The sequence below is a fragment of the Streptomyces sp. NPDC038135 genome, assembly GCF_055601245.1.
Window position 1 is genome coordinate 381,620 of sequence record NZ_JBVJXS010000007.1, and the last position, 18,255, is coordinate 399,874.

18 protein-coding genes are annotated in these 18,255 nt (G+C 72.3%); 6 read left to right on the forward strand and 12 right to left on the reverse strand.

Annotation, left to right across the window (positions count from 1 at the left end; all coding sequences use genetic code 11):
- Window positions 1-80 precede the first annotated feature (80 nt).
- The gene (locus ACZ7JA_RS22080; RefSeq protein WP_351666205.1) at window positions 81-1,670 is read left to right on the forward strand and encodes a M4 family metallopeptidase; all 1,590 of its coding nucleotides are present in this window, start codon (window positions 81-83) and stop codon (window positions 1,668-1,670) included.
- A 36-nt stretch (window positions 1,671-1,706) separates the two neighbouring features.
- Here ACZ7JA_RS22080 and ACZ7JA_RS22085 read toward each other — a convergent pair whose 3' ends face one another.
- Window positions 1,707-3,098, reverse strand: coding sequence for a M1 family metallopeptidase (locus ACZ7JA_RS22085; RefSeq protein WP_470809900.1), 1,392 nt, complete (start codon window positions 3,096-3,098; stop codon window positions 1,707-1,709).
- Between the two features lie 70 nt (window positions 3,099-3,168).
- Here ACZ7JA_RS22085 and ACZ7JA_RS22090 point away from each other — a divergent pair, with 70 nt between their 5' ends.
- Window positions 3,169-3,669: a hypothetical protein gene (locus ACZ7JA_RS22090; RefSeq protein WP_351666207.1), complete on the forward strand. Its 501-nt coding sequence runs from the start codon at window positions 3,169-3,171 to the stop codon at window positions 3,667-3,669.
- Window positions 3,670-3,673: 4 nt separating this feature from the next.
- On the opposite strand, the gene ACZ7JA_RS22095 is transcribed toward ACZ7JA_RS22090, so the two are convergent.
- Window positions 3,674-4,357: a pentapeptide repeat-containing protein gene (locus ACZ7JA_RS22095; protein ID WP_351665997.1), complete on the reverse strand. Its 684-nt coding sequence runs from the start codon at window positions 4,355-4,357 to the stop codon at window positions 3,674-3,676.
- 118 nt (window positions 4,358-4,475) lie between these two features.
- Between ACZ7JA_RS22095 and ACZ7JA_RS22100 the strand changes: the two genes are divergently transcribed.
- Window positions 4,476-5,990 carry an MFS transporter gene (locus ACZ7JA_RS22100; RefSeq protein WP_470809902.1) on the forward strand — a complete coding sequence of 505 codons (1,515 nt, stop codon included), beginning with the start codon at window positions 4,476-4,478 and terminating at the stop codon, window positions 5,988-5,990.
- On the opposite strand, the gene ACZ7JA_RS22105 is transcribed toward ACZ7JA_RS22100, so the two are convergent.
- From ACZ7JA_RS22105 to ACZ7JA_RS22115, 3 genes are read right to left on the reverse strand one after another with little or no spacing between them, the layout of a single operon-like run.
- Window positions 5,979-6,461, reverse strand: a complete 483-nt coding sequence (locus ACZ7JA_RS22105) for a GNAT family N-acetyltransferase (RefSeq protein ID WP_470809904.1) — start codon at window positions 6,459-6,461, stop codon at window positions 5,979-5,981. The two genes, ACZ7JA_RS22100 and ACZ7JA_RS22105, sit on opposite strands and share 12 nt — an antisense overlap.
- 42 nt (window positions 6,462-6,503) lie before the next feature.
- Window positions 6,504-7,910, reverse strand: a complete 1,407-nt coding sequence (locus ACZ7JA_RS22110; protein WP_351666003.1) for an NAD(P)/FAD-dependent oxidoreductase — start codon at window positions 7,908-7,910, stop codon at window positions 6,504-6,506.
- A 10-nt stretch (window positions 7,911-7,920) separates the two neighbouring features.
- Window positions 7,921-8,586 (reverse strand): rhomboid-like protein, encoded by a 666-nt coding sequence (locus ACZ7JA_RS22115; protein ID WP_470809907.1) that lies wholly within the window; start codon window positions 8,584-8,586, stop codon window positions 7,921-7,923.
- A gap of 250 nt (window positions 8,587-8,836) precedes the next feature.
- Here ACZ7JA_RS22115 and ACZ7JA_RS22120 point away from each other — a divergent pair, with 250 nt between their 5' ends.
- Window positions 8,837-9,985, forward strand: coding sequence for a right-handed parallel beta-helix repeat-containing protein (locus tag ACZ7JA_RS22120; RefSeq protein WP_351666007.1), 1,149 nt, complete (start codon window positions 8,837-8,839; stop codon window positions 9,983-9,985).
- 59 nt (window positions 9,986-10,044) lie between these two features.
- Window positions 10,045-11,073 carry a methyltransferase gene (locus tag ACZ7JA_RS22125; RefSeq protein WP_351666008.1) on the forward strand — a complete coding sequence of 343 codons (1,029 nt, stop codon included), beginning with the start codon at window positions 10,045-10,047 and terminating at the stop codon, window positions 11,071-11,073.
- A gap of 88 nt (window positions 11,074-11,161) precedes the next feature.
- Here ACZ7JA_RS22125 and ACZ7JA_RS22130 read toward each other — a convergent pair whose 3' ends face one another.
- The 7 genes from ACZ7JA_RS22130 to ACZ7JA_RS22160 form a co-directional block, all read right to left on the reverse strand.
- Complete coding sequence (locus tag ACZ7JA_RS22130; RefSeq protein WP_199211023.1) at window positions 11,162-11,485, reverse strand: TcmI family type II polyketide cyclase; 324 nt, start codon at window positions 11,483-11,485, stop codon at window positions 11,162-11,164.
- Window positions 11,486-11,505: 20 nt separating this feature from the next.
- Window positions 11,506-11,985, reverse strand: a complete 480-nt coding sequence (locus ACZ7JA_RS22135) for an SRPBCC family protein (RefSeq protein WP_351666009.1) — start codon at window positions 11,983-11,985, stop codon at window positions 11,506-11,508.
- Window position 11,986: 1 nt separating this feature from the next.
- A complete protein-coding gene (locus tag ACZ7JA_RS22140; RefSeq protein ID WP_143630953.1) occupies window positions 11,987-12,241 on the reverse strand; it encodes an acyl carrier protein in 255 nt (84 codons plus the stop codon).
- A 21-nt stretch (window positions 12,242-12,262) separates the two neighbouring features.
- The gene (locus ACZ7JA_RS22145) at window positions 12,263-13,507 is read right to left on the reverse strand and encodes a ketosynthase chain-length factor (RefSeq protein ID WP_351666011.1); all 1,245 of its coding nucleotides are present in this window, start codon (window positions 13,505-13,507) and stop codon (window positions 12,263-12,265) included.
- Window positions 13,508-13,514: 7 nt separating this feature from the next.
- Window positions 13,515-14,774: a beta-ketoacyl-[acyl-carrier-protein] synthase family protein gene (locus ACZ7JA_RS22150; protein ID WP_351666013.1), complete on the reverse strand. Its 1,260-nt coding sequence runs from the start codon at window positions 14,772-14,774 to the stop codon at window positions 13,515-13,517.
- Window positions 14,771-15,211, reverse strand: a complete 441-nt coding sequence (locus tag ACZ7JA_RS22155) for a cupin domain-containing protein (protein WP_351666015.1) — start codon at window positions 15,209-15,211, stop codon at window positions 14,771-14,773. Before ACZ7JA_RS22155 ends, ACZ7JA_RS22150 begins: the two co-directional genes overlap by 4 nt.
- 87 nt (window positions 15,212-15,298) lie before the next feature.
- A complete protein-coding gene (locus tag ACZ7JA_RS22160; protein ID WP_351666017.1) occupies window positions 15,299-16,384 on the reverse strand; it encodes a SchA/CurD-like domain-containing protein in 1,086 nt (361 codons plus the stop codon).
- 200 nt (window positions 16,385-16,584) lie between these two features.
- Between ACZ7JA_RS22160 and ACZ7JA_RS22165 the strand changes: the two genes are divergently transcribed.
- On the forward strand, window positions 16,585-18,225 hold the full coding sequence (locus tag ACZ7JA_RS22165; protein ID WP_351666019.1) for an FAD-dependent oxidoreductase: 1,641 nt from the start codon (window positions 16,585-16,587) through the stop codon (window positions 18,223-18,225).
- Window positions 18,226-18,255: the final 30 nt, after the last annotated feature.

The window sequence follows — 18,255 nt, forward strand, 5'->3', positions numbered from 1 at the left end:
ACTGTGTCTCCGGCCCCACCGGAGGCCAGCCATAAGGAGATCGAGTGACTCAGCACCCCAGCGCCTCCCGCAGGACCGCCATGCGCACCGCCGCGCTGGCCGGCTCGGCGGCGATGGTCGTCCTCGCCCTGCAGAACGGTTCCGCCACCGCCGCCCCCACGCACACCCCCGGCGCCACGGCGGCCCCGCTCAGCGCCCCGGCCCGCGCCGCCGCCATCGAGACGGCCCAGCGGCACGCCGGCGCCACGGCCCGCGAACTCGGTCTCGGCGCCAAGGAGAAGCTGGTCGTCCGGGACGTGATCAAGGACGCCGACGGCACCGTGCACACCCGTTACGAGCGGACGTACGCGGGTCTTCCCGTGCTCGGCGGCGACCTGGTCACCCACGTGACGAAGAGCGGCTCCCTCGAGGGCGTCAGCAAGGCGGCCAAGGCCCGCATATCCGTGCCGACCACCACGGCCGCCGTCTCCGCCGCGAGCGCGAAGAAGACCGCCCTCAAGGCCGCGGACACCGCGAAGGCCGCCGCTTCGACCTCCCGCAAGGTGGTCTGGGCCGCCGGCGCCAAGCCGGTCCTCGCCTACGAGTCGGTCGTCAAGGGCGTCCAGCACGACGGCACCCCGAGCGAGCTGCACGTCGTCACCGACGCGCGGACCGGCAAGAAGATCTACTCCTACGAGGCGATCGAGACGGGCACGGGCACCAGCCAGTACAGCGGCACCGTCACCATCGGCACCACCGCCTCCGCCTCCGGCGGCTACGACCTGATCGACGGCGGCCGCGGCGGCCACAAGACGTACGACCTGAACGGCGGCACCACCGGCACCGGCGCCCTCTTCCACGACGCCGACGACGTCTGGGGCAACGGCACGGTCTCCAACCGCCAGACCGCCGCCGTGGACGCCGCCTACGGCGCCGCCGCCACCTGGGACTTCTACAAGTCCGCCTTCAACCGCAACGGCATCGCGGGCGACGGCAAGGCCGCCTACTCCCGCGTCCACTACGGCAACGCCTACGTCAACGCCTTCTGGGACGACAGCTGCTTCTGCATGACGTACGGCGACGGCTCCGGCAACGCCGACCCGCTGACCTCGCTCGACGTGGCGGGCCACGAGATGAGCCACGGTCTGACCGCGGCCACGGCGAAGCTCAACTACCGGGGCGAGTCCGGCGGCCTGAACGAGGCCACCAGCGACATCTTCGGCACCGCGGTGGAGTTCTCCGCGAACAACTCCTCCGACCCCGGTGACTACCTCATCGGCGAGAAGATCGACATCAACGGCAACGGCACCCCGCTGCGCTACATGGACAAGCCCAGCAAGGACGGCGGCTCCGCCGACTACTGGTCGAAGTCCGTCGGCCGCCTGGACGTGCACTACTCGTCCGGTGTCGCCAACCACTTCTTCTACCTGCTGTCCGAGGGCAGCGGCGCGAAGACGGTCAACGGGGTGTCCTACAACTCCCCGACGTACGACGGCTCCACGGTCACCGGCATCGGCCGGGACAAGGCGATCCAGATCTGGTACAAGGCCCTGAGCACGTACTTCACCTCGACCACCAACTACGCGGGCGCCCGCACCGGCACCCTGCAGGCGGCGGCCGCCCTGTACGGCTCGGGCAGCGCGGAGTACAACGCGGTGGCGGCGGCCTGGAAGGCGGTCAACGTCAACTAGCACCGCGCAGCGGGGCAAGGGCAGCCGGGCCGTCCGTCACGGGCGGTCCGGCCTGCCGTCTCCGTAGAGCCAGTCCCTCCAGATCCCGCCGAAGTCCTTGCCCGGGGCCCGCTTCTCCACGAACGCGGTGAACTGGGCTGTGTCGGCGGTGCCGTGGCGGTGGGCTGCGGCCCAGCCACGGAGGAGGTCGCGGAACGCGCCGTCGCCGACCTTCTGGCGGATCTTCTGCAGCACCATCGCGCCGCGCTCGTAGACCGGGGTGTCGGAGATGTGCGCGGCGCCGGCCGGCCTGGCCGGCGGGAAGTCCCAGACGGCGTCGTCGTCGCCGTCGTACAGGTCGGTGAAGGTCTGCTGGGCGCTCTTGCCGCCGTGGTCCTCCTGGTACAGCCACTCCGCGTATGTCGCGAAGCCCTCGTTGAGCCACATGTCCTGCCAGCTCAGCGGGGTGACCGAGTCGCCGTACCACTGGTGGGCGAGTTCGTGGACGAGCGTGCCGGTGTCGGGGGCGCCGGGGAAGACGGGGCGGGTCTGCGTCTCCAGGGCGTAGTCGGCGTCCCCCGGGCGGTCGACGATCACGCCGGCGGAGGAGAAGGGGTAGGGACCGAAGGTGCGCTCCTCCCAGCCGAGGATCTCCGGGATCTTCGCCAGGACGTCCTTGCTCGCCTTCGCCTGCCGGGGATCGACGGCGTTGAGGACGGGCAGGCCGTGCGGCCCGGTGCCGCGGCCGATGTCGTAGTGCCCGACGGCGACGGTGGCCAGGTAGCTCGCCATCGGCTCGGCGGCGTGCCAGGAGTACGTCGTCCGGCCGCCCTTTCCGGTCCGTCCGGTCAGCTCCCCGTTGGAGACGGCCTGCAGTCCCTCGGGGACGGTCACCGTGATGTCGTACGTCGCCTTGTCCGAGGGATGGTGGTTGCCCGGGAACCACGCCATCGAGCCGACCGGCTCGCCGAGCCCGAGCGCGCCGTCGGCCGTGGGCAGCCAGCCCTCCTCGGAGCCGTCCGGGTCGGTGAGGGTCCGCGGGGTTCCGGAGTAGCGGACGGCGGCGGTGAAGGTCTCGCCCTCGCGGAGGTCGTCGTGGGGGCGGACGGTGAGTTCCTGGCCGGCCCGGTTCCAGCGGGCGTCCTCGCCCCCGACGGTGACCGCGGCGACGTCCAGTCCGTCGAGGTCGAGGTCGAAGGCGGTCAGGTCCTGGGTGGCGCGGGCGGTGATCACGGCCCGGCCGGTGAGCCGGCGGGTGTCCGGGGTGTAGTCGAGGGTCAGGGCGTAGTGGGTGACGTCGTAGCCGCCGTTGCCCGCCTTCGGGAAGTAGGGGTCGTGCACGCCCGAGCCGCCCGGGGTGCCGCGGACGCCGGCCTCGCACGCGGTGCCGGTGAGCGCGAGCGCGAGGAGGGCGGCGGCGGCCGGGACAAGGCGTGCGGCTCCGGACATGTCCCCGATGCTACGGCGCGGCGCGGCACCGGATCGGGGCGCCGTGGCGGGGCGTGACACCATCTCCTGCGTGCTCGACATCGGCTACGCCCTCTCCAACCGCTTCCCGGACCCGCCGCAGACCGACTACCGCCGTGCGGACGTCCACGCGCTGCGGCACGACCTGTTCTGCGGGGACGTCTATCTCGCGGACACGAAATCGGACCGGGAGCTGTCCACGGCCTGGGGATGGGTGCCGGTGCTGGACTTCGCGTGGGCGCTGTGCGACATCGTGGAGCGGCTGGACCGGGACCCGATGGGCTCGCGTGCCTCCCGGCCGCAGCAGGCGGAACTGGACTTCACCGAGTCCACCGACCGGATGCTCTTCGAGCGCCGCTTCGGCTGGGTGGACATCGAGGCCGACTGGATGCCGGCCGAGGAGGCCCCGCTGTCCTTCTCCCACTCGGAACTGCGCCGGGAGGCCCGGGACTTCCTGCATGACCTGATCGCCGATCTGAGCGATCTCCACGAGGACCTGTCGGAGAATCCGGCGATCTGGACCCTGCAGGCCCGCTTCCCCCGCGTGGCCTGAGCCCTCAGTCCTCCACCCTGATCCCCAGCTCGCCCGCCAGCACCGGAGCCAGGTCCAGCAGCTGCCCGGTGCTGATCACCGCCCCCGCCAGCCGGTCCAGGCCCCGGACGATCTCCAGCGGGGCGGCCCCGCGCAGATCGACGTCCCTGAGGGTCGCGCCGCCGAAGTCGGCCTCCTTCAGGGCGCAGCCGGTGAACTCCACCCGCTCCAGACGGGCGCCGGCGAAGTCCGGCTCGACCAGGACGCAGGAGTCGAAGACCACGTCCCTGAGCCGGGCCTCGCGCAGGTTGAGGAAGTCGATCTTGCCGCCGCGGATGACGACCCGCTCCAGCACGGCGCCGTGCAACTGGGTGCCGCCCAGCCGCGGGTCCAGCAGCTCCACGTCCCGGAACGTGGCCTCGGCGAGGTCGGTGCCGACGCCCCGCAGGCCGCGCAGGACCGAGTCCAGCACGCGCGCGCGGCGCAGCACCGCCTCGTCCACCGCGCACTCCGTCAGCGCGCAGTCCATGAAGCGGGCGCCGGCGCCGTCCTGCCCGGCCAGGTCCGCCGCGCGGAACTCGAGACCGTCGTAGTCGCCGTCCGGCTCCAGGCCGCCGCCGGTCCAGGGCTCCAGGGGCGGCAGCCGCACCTCCGGCCGCCGCGCGCCCTTCACCCGTGTCCCGTCCGCGCCCGCCGCTCTCCTCGCCATGCCCCCATGCTGCACCGGACCACTGACAGTCGGGCCGGCCTGCGGGAACCGGCCCGCGTGCGCGAGAGCTCCGGCGCACGCGGATGCGACAAGCACCGATTCGTGGTGTTCTGACCAGATGGATAGCGGCCGAAAGGGTGAGGCCCCGCGTTCGTCCGCCGACGCCGGACGAACCGACCCCCACCGCTGGTGGGGCCTGGTCGTCATCGCCCTCGCCCAGCTGATGGTGGTCCTGGACGCGACGATCGTGAACATCGCGCTGCCCTCCGCCCAGCACGACCTGCACATGTCCGACGCCAACCGGCAGTGGGTGATCACCGCCTACACGCTGGCCTTCGGCGGGCTCCTGCTGCTGGGCGGCCGGGTCTCCGACCTCGTGGGCCGAAAACGCACCTTCGTCGTCGGCCTCATCGGCTTCGCGGCCGCCTCCGCGCTCGGCGGCGCCGCCACCAGCTCCGGGATGCTGTTCGGCGCCCGCGCCCTCCAGGGCGTCTTCGCCGCCCTGCTCGCGCCCTCCGCGCTGAGCCTGCTGACCACGACGTTCACCGACCCGCGCGAGCGCGGCAGGGCCTTCGGCATCTACGGCGCGCTGGCCGGCAGCGGCTCGGCCATCGGGTTCATCGTCGGCGGCCTGCTCACCGAGTACCTGAACTGGCGCTGGTGCCTGTACGTCAACGTGCCCATCGCCGTCGTCGCGGTGCTCGGCGCGCTCGCCCTGCTGCGCGACCACCCGGGCCACCGCGAGTCCCGGCTCGACGTGCCCGGCGTGCTGCTCGGCTGCGGCGGGCTCGTCGCGATCGTCTACGGCTTCGCCGAGGCCGAACCGCGCGGCTGGAGCGACCCGCTGGTGATCGCCCTGTTCGCGTCCGGCGCGGTGCTGCTCGTGGCGTTCGTGCGGTGGCAGAGCCGGGCGCCGAGCCCGCTGCTCCCGCTGCACATCGTCCGGGACCGCAACCGCGCGGGCTGCTTCCTGACCATGATGCTCGCGGTGATCGGCATGTTCGGGCTGTTCCTGTTCATGACCTACTACCTGCAGGTCATCCTCGGCTACTCGCCGGTCCGAGCCGGCCTCGCCTTCCTGCCGCTGACCGCGGCGATCATCATCGGCTCCACCCAGATATCGGCCCGGCTGCTGCAGCGGGTCGCCCCGCGCCTGCTCATGGTCCCCGGCATGCTGCTGGCCGCGTCCGGGCTGCTGCTCCTGACCCGGATGACCGTCGGCTCCTCCTACACGGGCGAGATCCTGCCCGCGCTGATCCTGATGGGCCTCGGCATGGGCCTGACCTTCATGCCGGTGTTCGCCACCGCCACCGCCGGCGTGGCCCCGCGCGACGCCGGCGTCACCTCGGCGACCGTCAACACCTCCCAGCAGGTGGGCGGCTCGATCGGCACGGCCCTGCTCAACACCGTCGCCACCACCAGCAGCGCCGCCTACATCAGCGCCCACCTGCGCGGTCCGGCCTCGAAGGCCGCGGTCGTCCCGGCGGGCGTGGTGCACGGCTACACGGTCGCGATCGCGTGGGCGGCGGGCGTGATGCTGCTGGCCGGCCTGGTGGCGGGCCTGATGGTGACCGCCCGGGCCCCGGGACGCGGGGCCCCGGCCGAGACGGCGGTGCCGGAGTCAGTCGGCTGAGCGGCCCAGCCCGGCCAGCGCCCCGTCGGTGAGCCGGTACACCGTCCACTCGTCCTGCGGGCGCGCGCCGAGGGCCTCGTAGAAGCCGATCGCGGGCCGGTTCCAGTTCAGCACCGACCACTCCAGGCGCTCGTAACCGCGCCGCACGCAGATGCGCGCCAGCTCGGTCAGCAGCGCCCGGCCGTGCCCGCCGCCCCGGGCGGAGGGACGGACGTAGAGGTCCTCCAGGTAGATGCCGTGCACACCGCGCCAGGTGGAGAAGTTCAGGAACCACAGCGCGAAGCCGACGCTCTCCCCGGTCTCCTCGTCCACGGCCATGTGCGCGTACGCCGCCGGCCGCTCCCCGAACAGCGCCTCGCGCAACTGCTCCTCGGTCGCCCGCGCCTCCCGCGGGGCCTTCTCGTACTCGGCCAGCTCGCGGATCAGGGCGTGGATGACGGGGACGTCGGCGGGGGTAGCGGAGCGAATCATGAGGGTGAGGCTAACCGGGCGCGTCCGGCCCGGTCACCCCGGTCAGCTCCGGCCCGCCACCCGGTCGGCCACCCTGGCCAGCCGGGAGGACCCGGCGCCCGGGCGGAGCAGCTCCCGGCGGTCGGCGGCCCGGTAGGTGGCGTACATGCCGTGCACACCGAGCCAGCGGAAGGGTTCCGGCTCCCACTTGCGGACCTTGTGGTTCACCCAGGGCAGGTCGGTCAGTTCGGTCCGGCCGGCCTGGCCCGAGTCCTGCTGCACGAGGTCGCGCAGGGTGCGGGCGGCCAGGTTGGCGGTGGCGACGCCCGAGCCGACGTAGCCGCCCGCCCAGCCGAGTCCGGTGGCCCGGTCGAGGGTGACCGTGGCGCACCAGTCGCGCGGGACGCCGAGCACACCGGACCAGGCGTGCTCGACCCGCACCCCCGCGAGGGCCGGGAAGAAGCGGGTCAGGATCTCCCGCAGGGCCTCTACCGTCTCGCTCTGGGTGCGGCCGTCGTTGTCGGTGCGCGAGCCGAAGCGGTAGGGCACCCCGCGCCCGCCCAGCGCGATCCGGCCGTCGGCGGTGCGTTGCGCGTACATGTAGGCGTGCGCCATGTCGCCCAGCGTCTCCCGGCCGTCCCAGCCGATCGCCGCCCACTGCTCGTCGCCGAGCGGCTCGGTGGCGATCATCGAGGAGTTCATCGGCAGCCAGGTCCGCCGCTGGCCCCGGAGCGAGGCGGTGAAGCCCTCCGTGCAGCGCAGCACGTAGGGCGCGCGGACCGTGCCGTACGGGGTGACGGCGTGCTTGGGCCGGATCTCGGTGACCGGCGTCGACTCGTGGATGACCACGCCCAGCGCCTCCGCGGCCGCCGCGAGCCCCTTGACCAGCTTCACCGGGTGCAGCCGGGCGCCGTGCGGGGTCCAGCTCGAGCCCACCGCGCCGGCCACCCTGATCCGCTCGGCGGTCTGCCGGGCCCCGTACAGCTCGCGGTCCTTCTCGCCGTACGACAGCTCATGCTCGTGGAACGCCCGCAGCCGGGCCAACTGGGCCGGTGTGGTCGCCACTTCCAGCACCCCGCCCTTGTGCACACCGGCGTCGATGCCCTCCGCCTCGGTGACGGCGACCACCTCGGCCACGGTGTCGTTCATCGCCCGCTGCAGGCGTACGGCGGCCTCGTGGCCGTGCAGCTTCGCGTACCGGTCGCGGCCCGCGATCCCGTTGTAGAGCCAGCCGCCGTTGCGGCCGGAGGCGCCGTATCCGCAGAACTTCTGCTCCAGGACGGTGATCCGCAGGAAGGGGGCGGCCTTCTTCAGGTAGTACGCGGTCCACAGCCCCGTGTAGCCGCCGCCGACGATGACGACGTCCGCCGAGGCGTCCCCGGACAGCGGCTCGCGCGCGGCCGGGAGGCCGTCGTCCGCGTACCAGAAGGAGATCCCACCGTTGACGACACTGGTTGCCGAGCTGCTCATGGCCGGGACGTTAACCCCTGGGAGCGGCCAGTGTCTCCTTCGGATTCCATGCTTTTCCGCGGCCTCTGACCAGCGGACGGCAGGCGAGACCGACCAGGACGGCCAGGAAGTGCCCGAAGTCGGTGAAGGTACGGCCGGCGGCCAGCGGCACTGCGTAGAAGGCGAGCAGACAGGCGAGGTACAGGTACCGCCAGGGCTTCGCGATCCGGTAGGTGAGCACGGCCATCACCCCGGCCAGCGCGTAACTCACGCCGATGTCGAGCGAGTTGACGGCGGACGGCGGGGCATGGCCGGCGTGGATCGCCTGGAGCAGGGCCAGCTCGCTGATCAGCGTGGCGAGCACGTGCGCGGCGACGCACACCGCGAGCCAGCGCAGGGTGCCGAGCCAGCGCTCGGCCTGGGCGTGGAAGACGGTGTACAGCACGGCGTACGGCAGCCAGCGCCCGCTGTCGATCCACATCGCGCTGGTGATGAGCACCCGCACCGGGTTCCGCGACAGCTCGTGGATGTTGGTCGAGCGCTGCCGCAGGAAGTCCTGCTCGAACGCCGGTGACATGTGGTGCAGGGCGACGGTGGTGAAGAACAGGATCGTGAGCCAGACGTAGGCGCCCGGGGCGCTGAGCACGTAGGCCGCGGCCGCCCGGAGCCCTCGCCGTGCGCGGATGACCCGGTTCACAACCGACAGTATGGTCGCCGCGGGGTCCGGGGCGCCCGGCGACTCCGGCCCGGGGCCGTCCCCGCCGCTTCGCGCGCTGCGCCGTCCGGGTGAAGCCGGGGCGGTGCCCGGCGGGGCCGAACGGGTCACCGCCGGCCCCGGCACACCGGTCGGCGCGCCCGCTTCCGGCCCGCCGTCCGCGCCGCCCCTGACACGCCGCCGGATGGCCCATACGGCCATAGCAGGATAAAACAGCCATACCGTAGGCGATATGAAGAGATGTCACATCGCATATCTCGCGTGCACCGCCGCCCTCGTCGGCACCGCCCTCGGCGCCGCTCCCGCGGTGGCCGCCCACTCGACGCTGGTGGTCCGCCCCGGCGAGTCGATCCAGAAGGCGGTCGACGCCGCCAAGGCCGGCGACACCGTCCTCGTGCTCGCCGGCACCTACCACGAGAGCGTGACGATCCGCACCCCCTACGTGACCCTGCGGGGCGTGGGTTCCGGGACGGTCATCGAGCCCGCCGCCAAGAAGGCCAAGAAGGCCAAGAAGAAGCCCGCCGGGGCGAGCGCCGGAAAGGCCGCCGAGAAGGTCTCGAAGAAGGCCTCCAAGAAGCCCAAGAAGGTCGCGAAGAGCTGCGCCGAGGGCGGCAACGGCATCTGTGTGCTCGGCACCAAGACCAAGGACGTCAAGGGCGTCACCGTCGCCGACCTCAAGGTGACCAAGTTCAGCCGCACCGGGGTCTTCGGCATGGCGACCGACGGCCTGACCGTGCGCGGGGTGAACGCCGCGAACAACGGCGTGTGGGGCATCGCCGAGGAGCGGTCGGTGCGCAGCCTGCTGCGGGACAACTACGCGCACGGCAACGGCGACGCCGGCGTGTTCCTCGCCAACACCATCCAGGAGGAGGCGGGCGCCTACGACGCCAAGCAGACCCTGGTGGCGCACAACCGGCTGGAGGGCAACCGGATCGGCGTCACCGTGCGCCGGCTGCGGAACCTGAGCGTCGCCCGGAACTACGTCTCCGGCAACTGCGCCGGGGTGTTCGTGGTCGGTGACGAGAACAAGCCCAAGGCCGGACACCTGGACGTCACCGCCAACCAGGTGGTCGCGAACAACAAGTCCTGCGCGAAGACCGAGCGGCTGCCCGCCCTGAAGGGCTCCGGCATCGTCCTGACCGGCACCGAGCAGACCCGGGTGTCGCGCAACTGGGTCGCCGGCAACTCCGGCAAGTCCCCGCTGTCCGGCGGCATCGTGCTGTTCAAGAGCTTCGTGGGCGTGGCCGGCACGAACAACCGCGTCGACGGCAACGTCCTCTCGGAGAACTCCCCCGCCGACCTGGTGAGCACCGAGACCGGCAAAACCAACTCCTTCGAGCGCAACTCCTGCCGGGCTTCGAAGCCCGCGGGCCTGTGCTGACCGCACGGGCGCTGCCACTGCTGGACCGACGAAGGCCAAGGAAAGAGAGAGGGCGGCAGATGACGTCCGCTGAAACAGCACCACCGCCTCCCATGCGGCTGCGCGAACTCGTGTTCGGCGCGGCCTGTGCCGCCGCCGTCCGGGCCGCCGCCCGGCTGGGCGTCGCCGACGCCCTCGACGACACCCCGATGACCGCGGAGGACCTCGCCGCCGCGGTCAAGACCGAACCGAAGCCCCTGCGCCGGCTGCTGCGGGCGCTGTCCTGCTACGACGTCTTCGAGGAGCGGCAGGACGGCACGTTCGCGCACACCGGCATGTCCCGGCTGCTGCGCGAGGACGACCCCAACAGCCTGCGCGCCATCGCCCTGTGGTGCACCGAGCCGTGGACCTGGGACGCCTGGCCCAGGCTCGACGAGGCGGTGCGCACCGGCGACAACGTCGTGGAGGGCCTGTACGGCAAGGAGTTCTTCACCTACCTCAACGAGGACGCCCCGGAGTCAGCGGACGTCTTCAACCGCGCCATGACCCGCTCCAGCGAGCAGTCCGCGCGCGAGGTCGCCGCCCTGCTCGACCTGTCCGGGGCCAAGTCGGTCGCGGACATCGGCGGCGGCCAGGGCCACGTGGTGGCCTGCCTGCTGGACAAGTACCCGTCGATGCGCGGCAGCCTGCTCGACCTGCCCCGGGTGGTGGAGAACGCCCTGCCGCGGCTGCGCGAGGGCGGCGACCTCGCCGACCGCGCGCGGATCGTGCCCGGTGACGTCCGGGACGCGATCCCGGTCCAGGCCGACGTCTACATCATCAAGAACATCCTGGAGTGGGACGACGAGAGCACGTCCCGCACGCTGCGCAACGTCGTCGAGGCGGGCGGCCCGGGCACCCGCGTCGTCGTCATCGAGAACCTGGTCGACGACACCCCCTCGATGCGCTTCAGCACCGCCATGGACCTGCTGCTCCTCCTCAACGTCGGCGGGGCCAAGCACACCACCGACTCCATGGTGGGCCGGCTGACCGCGGCGGGCCTGAAGGTGGGCGACATCCGTCCGGTCAACCCCTACCTGCACGCGTTCGACTGCCACGTGCCCGCGTGACGCGGACACGACGGCACAGGCCACCGGCCGCCGGGCCCGCGACGCTGCGGGCCCGGCGGCCGGTGGCCGTCCGGGGGTGCCGTACGGCTCAGTCGCGCTCCCAGACGTAGAAGCGCTGTGCCATCGCGTCCTTCGGGGACCGCCAGGTCTCCGGGTCGTACGCGCTGACGTACGCCGTCAGGCGCTCGCTGATGTCACGGAACTCGGGGTGGCCGGTCACCTTGGCGATGGCGGGCCCGGGGTCGCGCTCGGACTCGACGAGGTGCATGTACACGTCGCCGAACTGGAAGAGGCTGCGCCGCACCACACCGACGAGGTGGGGCAGCTCCCCCCGGTCGGACTCCTCGAACACCTTGGCGATGTCCGGGGCGGAGCCCGGGGCCATGCGCGCGACGATCAGTGCCTGGTGCATGGGCTCGGTCCTTCCTCCGGCTAGTCGGCGAGGGCCGGCGCGGGACGCCGTCCGGCGGCCGCCTTCTCGATCTTCTCCCGGATGAGGGCCATCTGGACCTTGGAGTTCTTGTTGATGTTGTCGGTCATCCAGTCGTCGTCGACCGGGGCGTCCGGCTTCATCGCGAAGTCCTGCGTCCAGACCATCCGGGTGCCCGCCGGGACCTCCTCGTACTGCCAGAGGATGTCCATGTGGGCGAACGGGCCGGTCTCGACCCGGCGGGCCTTCACCGTGCGGGCCTTGCGGTCCGGCTCGCGCTCGGAGACCCAGCTCCAGACGGTGCCGTTGTCGTCCGGGTGCATGGTCAGCCGGAACGTCGTCCTGCGCCCCTCCTGGGAGAGGATCTCGACGGACGCGTACTCGCTGAAGAGCTGCGGCCACTTCTCCAGGTCGTTGGTCATGTCCCAGACCAGGTCGAACGGCGCGGCGATGGTGATCTCGTTCTGCGTGTGTCCTGCCATCTCAGGCTCCTGCCATCAGGGTGCTGTTGACGAGGTTGAGGAACTGCTGGGGTGTCTTGCAGCGCTCCGCGTCGACCGGCATCGGGGTGCCGTGCGTGTTCTCCAGCTCGCCGACGATGCCGAGCAGGCCGAGCGAGTCGATGCCGAGGACGTCGAAGCCCGTGTCCGGCGTGTCCTGGAGCTGCTGCGGGCTGACGGTGACCCCGGCAGCCTTCTTCATCAGCGCGGCGAGTTCTTCCACGGTGATCTGAGGCATTGCTCTCCTCCTTTGCTGTCCTCACTGCGCGGCGCCGTGCCGGAGCACGAGCGCCGAGTTCGACCCCATGAGTCCGCGGCTGAGCACCAGCGCCGTGCGCACTTCGGCGACGCGGGCGCGGCCGGTCACGAGGTCGAGGTCGTGGCAGACGTCGGCGACGTTGGGGGTGGGTGGGATCAGGCCGTGCTCCATCGCGAGCACCGCGGCCGCGGTGTCCAGCACCGGGGCCGCGCAGTAGCCCCGGCCGATGCCGGCCTTCGGCGCGGTGACCGGTACCCGGGTGCCGTGCGCGCCGAGGGCGTCGGCGAGCGCGAGGGCCTCCGCCCGGTCCGCCTCCGGCACCCCGAGGGCGTCGGCGAAGACGACGTCGACCTCCTCGGGAGCGCAGCCGGCCTCGTCCAGCGCCTGCCTGACGGCCTGCGCCAGACCGTCCCGGGACCGGTCCCAGCGGGAGGCGCCGGTGAAGGTCGCCGCGTGGCCCGCGACGTAGGCCCGCACGTCCGCGCCGCGCTCGCGGGCCGACGTCTCCGCCTCCACCACGAGCATGGCGCCGCCCTCGGCCGGCACGAAGCCGCACGCGGCGTCCGTGAACGGGCGGTAGGCGCGGGACGGGTCGGTCTCGGTGCTCAGCTCCTCGTAACCGAGCTGGCAGACCACCGAGTACGGCGCCAGCGGCGCCTCGGTGGAACCGGCCACGATCACGTCGGTGCCGCGCCGCACCGCCCGGGCGGCGTGCGCCAGGGCGTCCAGACCGCCCGCCTCGTCGGAGGCGACGACCGAGCAGGGGCCCTTGAACTTCCGGCGGATGGAGATCTGGCCGGTGCTCGCGGCGTAGAACCAGGCGATGGACTGGTACGGGCCGACGAACCGGCTGCCCTTGCCCCAGAGCTGCTGGAGCTCGCGCTGGCCGAACTCGCCGCCGCCGGACCCGGCCGCGGTGACCACCCCGATGGAGTACGGCTCCTGGGAGGTGTCGGCCTGCCCCAGCCGGGCGTCCTCCAGCGCGAAGTCGGCCGCGGCCAGGGCGAAGTGGGTGAACCGGTCGGTCTGGACGAGGAACCGCTCGTCGATGGTCGCGGCCGGTTCGAAGCCGCGGACCTCGCCGGCCACCTTCAGCGGAAGGTGCTCACAGCCCTCGCGGGTGACCCGGTCGAGGACGCTGAGGCCTTCCTGGGTGGCCTTCCAGAACGTGTCGGTGCTGGTTCCGTTGGGCGCGACCACCCCGATGCCGGTGACGGCCGCGCGCCGTTCATGCGGAGCACTCATCCTGTCCTCACTCCCTGGAACGGGTCAGGACCACCGCGGACTGGAAGCCGCCGAACCCGCTGCCCACGGACAGGACGCTGTTCAGCTTCCGGTCGCGGGCGACGCGTGGGACGTAGTCCAGGTCGCACTCGGGGTCGGGGATCTCGTAGTTCGCGGTCGGGGGGACGACCTGCTTGGCGAGGGCCAGCACGCACGCGACCACCTCGATCGCCCCGATCGCCCCGAGGGAGTGCCCCACCATCGACTTGATGGAGCTCATGGGGGTGTCGTAGGCGTGGTGGCCGAGCGCCCGCTTCACGGCCGCCGTCTCGTGGCGGTCGTTCTGCCGGGTGCCGGAGCCGTGGGCGTTGACGTAGTCGATCGCCGTGGGGTCCAGCCGGGCGTGGCCGAGGGCCATGTCGATCGCCCGGGCCATCTCCAGGCCCTCGCTGGTCAGGCCGGTCATGTGGTAGGCGTTGCCGAAGGTGGCGTAGCCGCCGAGCTCGCAGTAGACGTGCGCGCCGCGGGCCCGGGCGTGCTCCAGCTCCTCCAGGACGAGCACCGCGCCGCCCTCGCCCATGACGAACCCGTCACGGTTGTTGTCGAAGGGCCGGGAGGCGTGCGCGGGGTCGTCGTTGTTCGGGGAGGTGGCCTTGATCGCGTCGAAGCAGGCCATGGTGATCGGGGAGATCGGCGAGTCCGACGCCCCGGCTATGCAGATGTCGGCCCGGCCCTCCTCGACCGTGTGGAAGGCGTATCCGACGGCGTCCAGACCCGAGGTGCAGCCGGTGGAGACGGTCTGCACCGGACCCTGGGCGCCGAACCGTTCCGCCACCGCCGAGGCGACCGTGCTCGGCGAGAACGCCCGGTGCAGGTGCGGCTCCGCCTCCCGGTGGTCCACGTCCCAGCGCTCACCGCGGTGGCTGACCAGGACGTAGTCGTGCTCCAGCCGGGTCGTGCCGCCGACCGCGGTGCCCACCGAGACGCCCACCCGCCACGGGTCCTCGGCGGACAGGTCGAGACCGGAGTCCCGGACCGCCTCCTGCCCGGCGACCAGGGCGAACTGGATGTACCGGTCCGCACGCGCGGCCTCGTCCTCGCCCAGGCCGTGCGCCGCCGGGTCGAAGTCGCACTCGGCCGCTATCCGTGACCGCAGCCCCGAGGGATCGAAGAAGGTGATGCCCCGCGTCGCGGTCCGGCCGTTGGCAAGCAGATCCCAGAAAGCAGGTACGCCGATACCACCCGGAGCCACGATGCCTATGCCAGTGACCGCCACGCGCCGGGTCATGACCGGACCTGACCCCGGTCGTGGCCGGCACCCGCCGCGGCCGGCTCCGTGACCACCGCGGCGGCCCCGATGATCTCCGTCTCCTCGGTGTCGACATGGCCGAGCTGCGGACGCGGCGCCAGCGGACCCAGGTGGAAGACGATCCGCGCCTCGACCTTCCCGACGTTGCGGAACCGGTGCCGCATGTGCGCCGGGATCATCAGGCCCTGCTCGGGCCGCAGCGTGTGCGGCTCGTCGTCCAGGTCCACCTCGAGCTGACCGCAGACGACGTAGACGAACTCCTCGGAGTACGGGTGGTAGTGCTCACCGATGCGGTCACCGGGCTGCACGATGGCCACGCCCATGAAGCCGCTGGTGGAGCCGACCGTGGCAGGGGTGAGCATGGCGCGCAGGTCGCCACCTCGCCGGACGTTGGGCTCGACCTCGCTGAGGTCCACGATTTTCGGACGGGGTTTGATGGACAACGTTTCCTCCGGTGTCTGGGCCGCGTACGGCGCTGGGTGCTGGTGGGAGCCGCCGCAGGATCAGGCTTCGGGCGAACGGCGGTCGGTGATCAGGTCCATGCGCGCGGCGTCGGCGTCCAGCAGCGCACGCGCCTCGGCCGCCACCCGCGCCGGCAGCGGCACCGCATCGGCGCCCTGGTCGGGACGGACGTCGACCAGCCGCACCACGACGTCGTCCCGCTGGAACACCGTGCTGCGCAGCACCGGGCTCGACGGGTCGTCGGCGGACTCCGAGTCGGCCTTGGCGAGCAGCTCCGCCAGGTGCATCCCCCGGCCCGGCCGGGCCGCGTAGTACAGGGCCTGGCGCAGCCCCTCCTGCTGGTCACCCGCGCTCACGTGGTGCACGGCGGGCAGCGCCGCACGGGTGAAGAACATCCGGGCCGACTCCTGGTCGTCGAGGTCCCGGTCCTGCTCCAGATACGGGTTGATCGCCTCCTCCACGGCCCGCACCTCAGGCTGCCGGGCCACGTGCCGCAGCGCCGCGAGCAGGTCGCCCCGCACCTCGATGGCCCGCACCACCCGGTTGCCGTGCATGAACAGCGAGGTCCGGCACAGCCGCGTGGTGTCGTCCACCCGGGCCTCGGGCGAGGCGTAGTCCGAGAGGATCTCCGCGACCTTCTTCTCGCTGCCGGGCTTCACGGTGAAGGTCAGCGCGTGGCGGATCACGCCGTCGCCGATGCGCGGGTGGGCCTGCAGCCGGCGCTGCCCCTGCTCGGCCTGCGACGCGGCGCCGCCGGTCTCGCGCACCACGTGGAACCGCAGCGACCGGGTGTCGCGGACGCAGCTGTGCAGCGGCTCCACCATCCGCACGTGCTCCTCGCTGTTCACCCAGGTGAGGAACGGCGGCGCACTCTCCCACTCGCTCGTGATGAGCCACTGGGACGGGTTCTCGATCGACTGGCAGAGCTGGTCGCTCACATGGCCCGGCACCGAGGCGACCTGGTTGCACAGCTGCTCGTAGGCCTCCAGGAACTGCTGCTGCGCTCCGTCGTGGACATCGACCAGCAGCACCACCCGGAGCCGCGAGCCGTCGAAGACGGACTGCGAGACACGCTTCGACACCTCACGGGCCGGCGTTGCTGAAGGACGTTCAGACGTCGTGGTCATCCTGTACACATCTCCTTCGCGGGGCAGAGTCGACGCCGCGCGACTGACGCGACGGCAGCGTTCCTTGATCCTGTGCCGGACCCCTCACGCCCGCGACTCGTATGAACCACGTGGGTGATTGGGCACGCGGAGCCACCGCCACCGGGCAAGAACACACACAGGCCCCCCATCTCGCGCCCCCCTTGCCTCTGGAGGCTTCGATGCATCAGAAAGCCGACCACCGGGTCCCCGTCCTCATCGTGGGCGGCTCCCTGGTGGGCCTGTCCACGTCCGTCTTCCTGGGCCGTCTCGGTGTCCGGCACATGCTCGTCGAGCGGCACTCCGGCACCTCCATCCACCCGCGCGGACGCGGCAACAACGTCCGCACCATGGAGCTCTTCCGGGTGGCCGGCATCGAACCGGACATCAAGGCGGCGGCCTCACTCCTCGCCGACAACCACGGCATCCTGCAGACGCCCACCCTCGTGGGCGACGCGGGCGAATGGCTCTTCAAGCACATCGACCCCGGCGGCGGACTCGCCAGGTTCAGCCCCACCGGCTGGTGCCTGTGCAGCCAGAACGACCTCGAACCCGTCCTCGTCGACAGTGCCCGCGAACTCGGCGGCGACCTGCGCTACTTCCACCAGATGGAGTCCTTCGAACAGGACGCCGACGGGGTGACGGCCGTGGTCCTCGACCGCGGCACCGGGGAGCGCTACACCGTCCGGGCGGACTACCTGGTCGCCGCCGACGGCCCCCGCAGCCCCGTCCGCGGCGCCCTCGGCATCGGCCAGAGCGGCCCCGGCGACCTCTTCGCCAACGTCAGCGCCACCTTCCGCTCCACCCGGCTGGCGGACACCGTCGGCGACCGCCGCTTCATCTGCTGCTACCTCACCGACCCCGAGGCCGACGGCGCCCTGCTCCCCGTCGACAACAAGGAGCACTGGGTCTTCCACGCCCCCTGGCACCCCGAGCGCGGCGAGACCCTGGAGGAGTTCACCGAGGAACGGCTCCAGCACCACATCCGGCGGGCCGTCGGCGTCCCCGACCTCGACGTCCAGATCACCGGAAAGGCGTCCTGGCGCGCCGCCGAACGAGTGGCCGACCGCTACTCCAGCGGCCGCGTCTTCCTCGCCGGCGACTCCGCCCACGAGATGTCGCCCACCGGCGCCTTCGGCTCCAACACCGGCATCCAGGACGCCCACAACCTCGCCTGGAAGCTCGCCGCCGTCCTCGACGGCTGGGCGGGCCCCGCCCTCCTCGCCACCTACGACACCGAGCGCCGCCCGGTCGCGACCGCCACCAGCGCCCGCGCCTCCGCCCGCTCCGTCGAGCACAGCCACCCGGGCTTCGCCCCCGCCCCCGGCGTCGGCGGCGGCAAGCGCGGCGGCATCCTCAACGTCGTCCTCGGCTACCACTACCCGGACGGCGCCGTCCTCGGCGCCGACCCCGGCCGTCCGGTCGTCTCCGACGCCCTCGACCTCACCGGCCGGCCCGGCACCCGCGCCCCGCACCTCTGGCTGCGCCAGGCCAACCGCCGGCTGTCCACCCTGGACCTCTACGAGCGCTCCCTGGTCCTCCTCAGCGACGCCCCCGACGACGCGGGCTGGCACACGGCCGCGCGCGCGATCGCCGCGGCGGACGGCGTACGCCTGGACGCCTACCGCATCGGCCCGGGCGCGGACGCGGACCTGACCTACGAGGACGACGCCGCCGACTGGGCCGAGCTGCACGGCGTCACCGCCGACGGCGCGGTCCTCGTCCGCCCGGACGGCTTCGTGGCGTGGCGCGCGACAGGCGCCGTACCGGACCCGGAGGGCGTGCTGCGCGAGGTCCTCGCAGCGGTGCTGCGCACCGGCTGACCCGGGACGACGACAGGGCCACCCGCACCG

What these genes read in the sequence shown, in the direction of transcription:
- ACZ7JA_RS22095 (WP_351665997.1), bottom strand. Translation starts at nt 4,357, where the DNA reads ATGGCGAGGAGAGCGGCGGGCGCGGACGGGACACGGGTGAAGGGCGCG.
- ACZ7JA_RS22100 (WP_470809902.1), top strand. Translation starts at nt 4,476, where the DNA reads ATGGATAGCGGCCGAAAGGGTGAGGCCCCGCGTTCGTCCGCCGACGCC.
- ACZ7JA_RS22120 (WP_351666007.1), top strand. Translation starts at nt 8,837, where the DNA reads ATGAAGAGATGTCACATCGCATATCTCGCGTGCACCGCCGCCCTCGTC.
- ACZ7JA_RS22110 (WP_351666003.1), bottom strand. Translation starts at nt 7,910, where the DNA reads ATGAGCAGCTCGGCAACCAGTGTCGTCAACGGTGGGATCTCCTTCTGG.
- ACZ7JA_RS22160 (WP_351666017.1), bottom strand. Translation starts at nt 16,384, where the DNA reads ATGACCACGACGTCTGAACGTCCTTCAGCAACGCCGGCCCGTGAGGTG.
- ACZ7JA_RS22150 (WP_351666013.1), bottom strand. Translation starts at nt 14,774, where the DNA reads ATGACCCGGCGCGTGGCGGTCACTGGCATAGGCATCGTGGCTCCGGGT.
- ACZ7JA_RS22140 (WP_143630953.1), bottom strand. Translation starts at nt 12,241, where the DNA reads ATGCCTCAGATCACCGTGGAAGAACTCGCCGCGCTGATGAAGAAGGCT.
- ACZ7JA_RS22135 (WP_351666009.1), bottom strand. Translation starts at nt 11,985, where the DNA reads ATGGCAGGACACACGCAGAACGAGATCACCATCGCCGCGCCGTTCGAC.
- ACZ7JA_RS22125 (WP_351666008.1), top strand. Translation starts at nt 10,045, where the DNA reads ATGACGTCCGCTGAAACAGCACCACCGCCTCCCATGCGGCTGCGCGAA.
- ACZ7JA_RS22080 (WP_351666205.1), top strand. Translation starts at nt 81, where the DNA reads ATGCGCACCGCCGCGCTGGCCGGCTCGGCGGCGATGGTCGTCCTCGCC.
- ACZ7JA_RS22165 (WP_351666019.1), top strand. Translation starts at nt 16,585, where the DNA reads ATGCATCAGAAAGCCGACCACCGGGTCCCCGTCCTCATCGTGGGCGGC.
- ACZ7JA_RS22145 (WP_351666011.1), bottom strand. Translation starts at nt 13,507, where the DNA reads ATGAGTGCTCCGCATGAACGGCGCGCGGCCGTCACCGGCATCGGGGTG.
- ACZ7JA_RS22130 (WP_199211023.1), bottom strand. Translation starts at nt 11,485, where the DNA reads ATGCACCAGGCACTGATCGTCGCGCGCATGGCCCCGGGCTCCGCCCCG.
- ACZ7JA_RS22105 (WP_470809904.1), bottom strand. Translation starts at nt 6,461, where the DNA reads ATGATTCGCTCCGCTACCCCCGCCGACGTCCCCGTCATCCACGCCCTG.
- ACZ7JA_RS22085 (WP_470809900.1), bottom strand. Translation starts at nt 3,098, where the DNA reads ATGTCCGGAGCCGCACGCCTTGTCCCGGCCGCCGCCGCCCTCCTCGCG.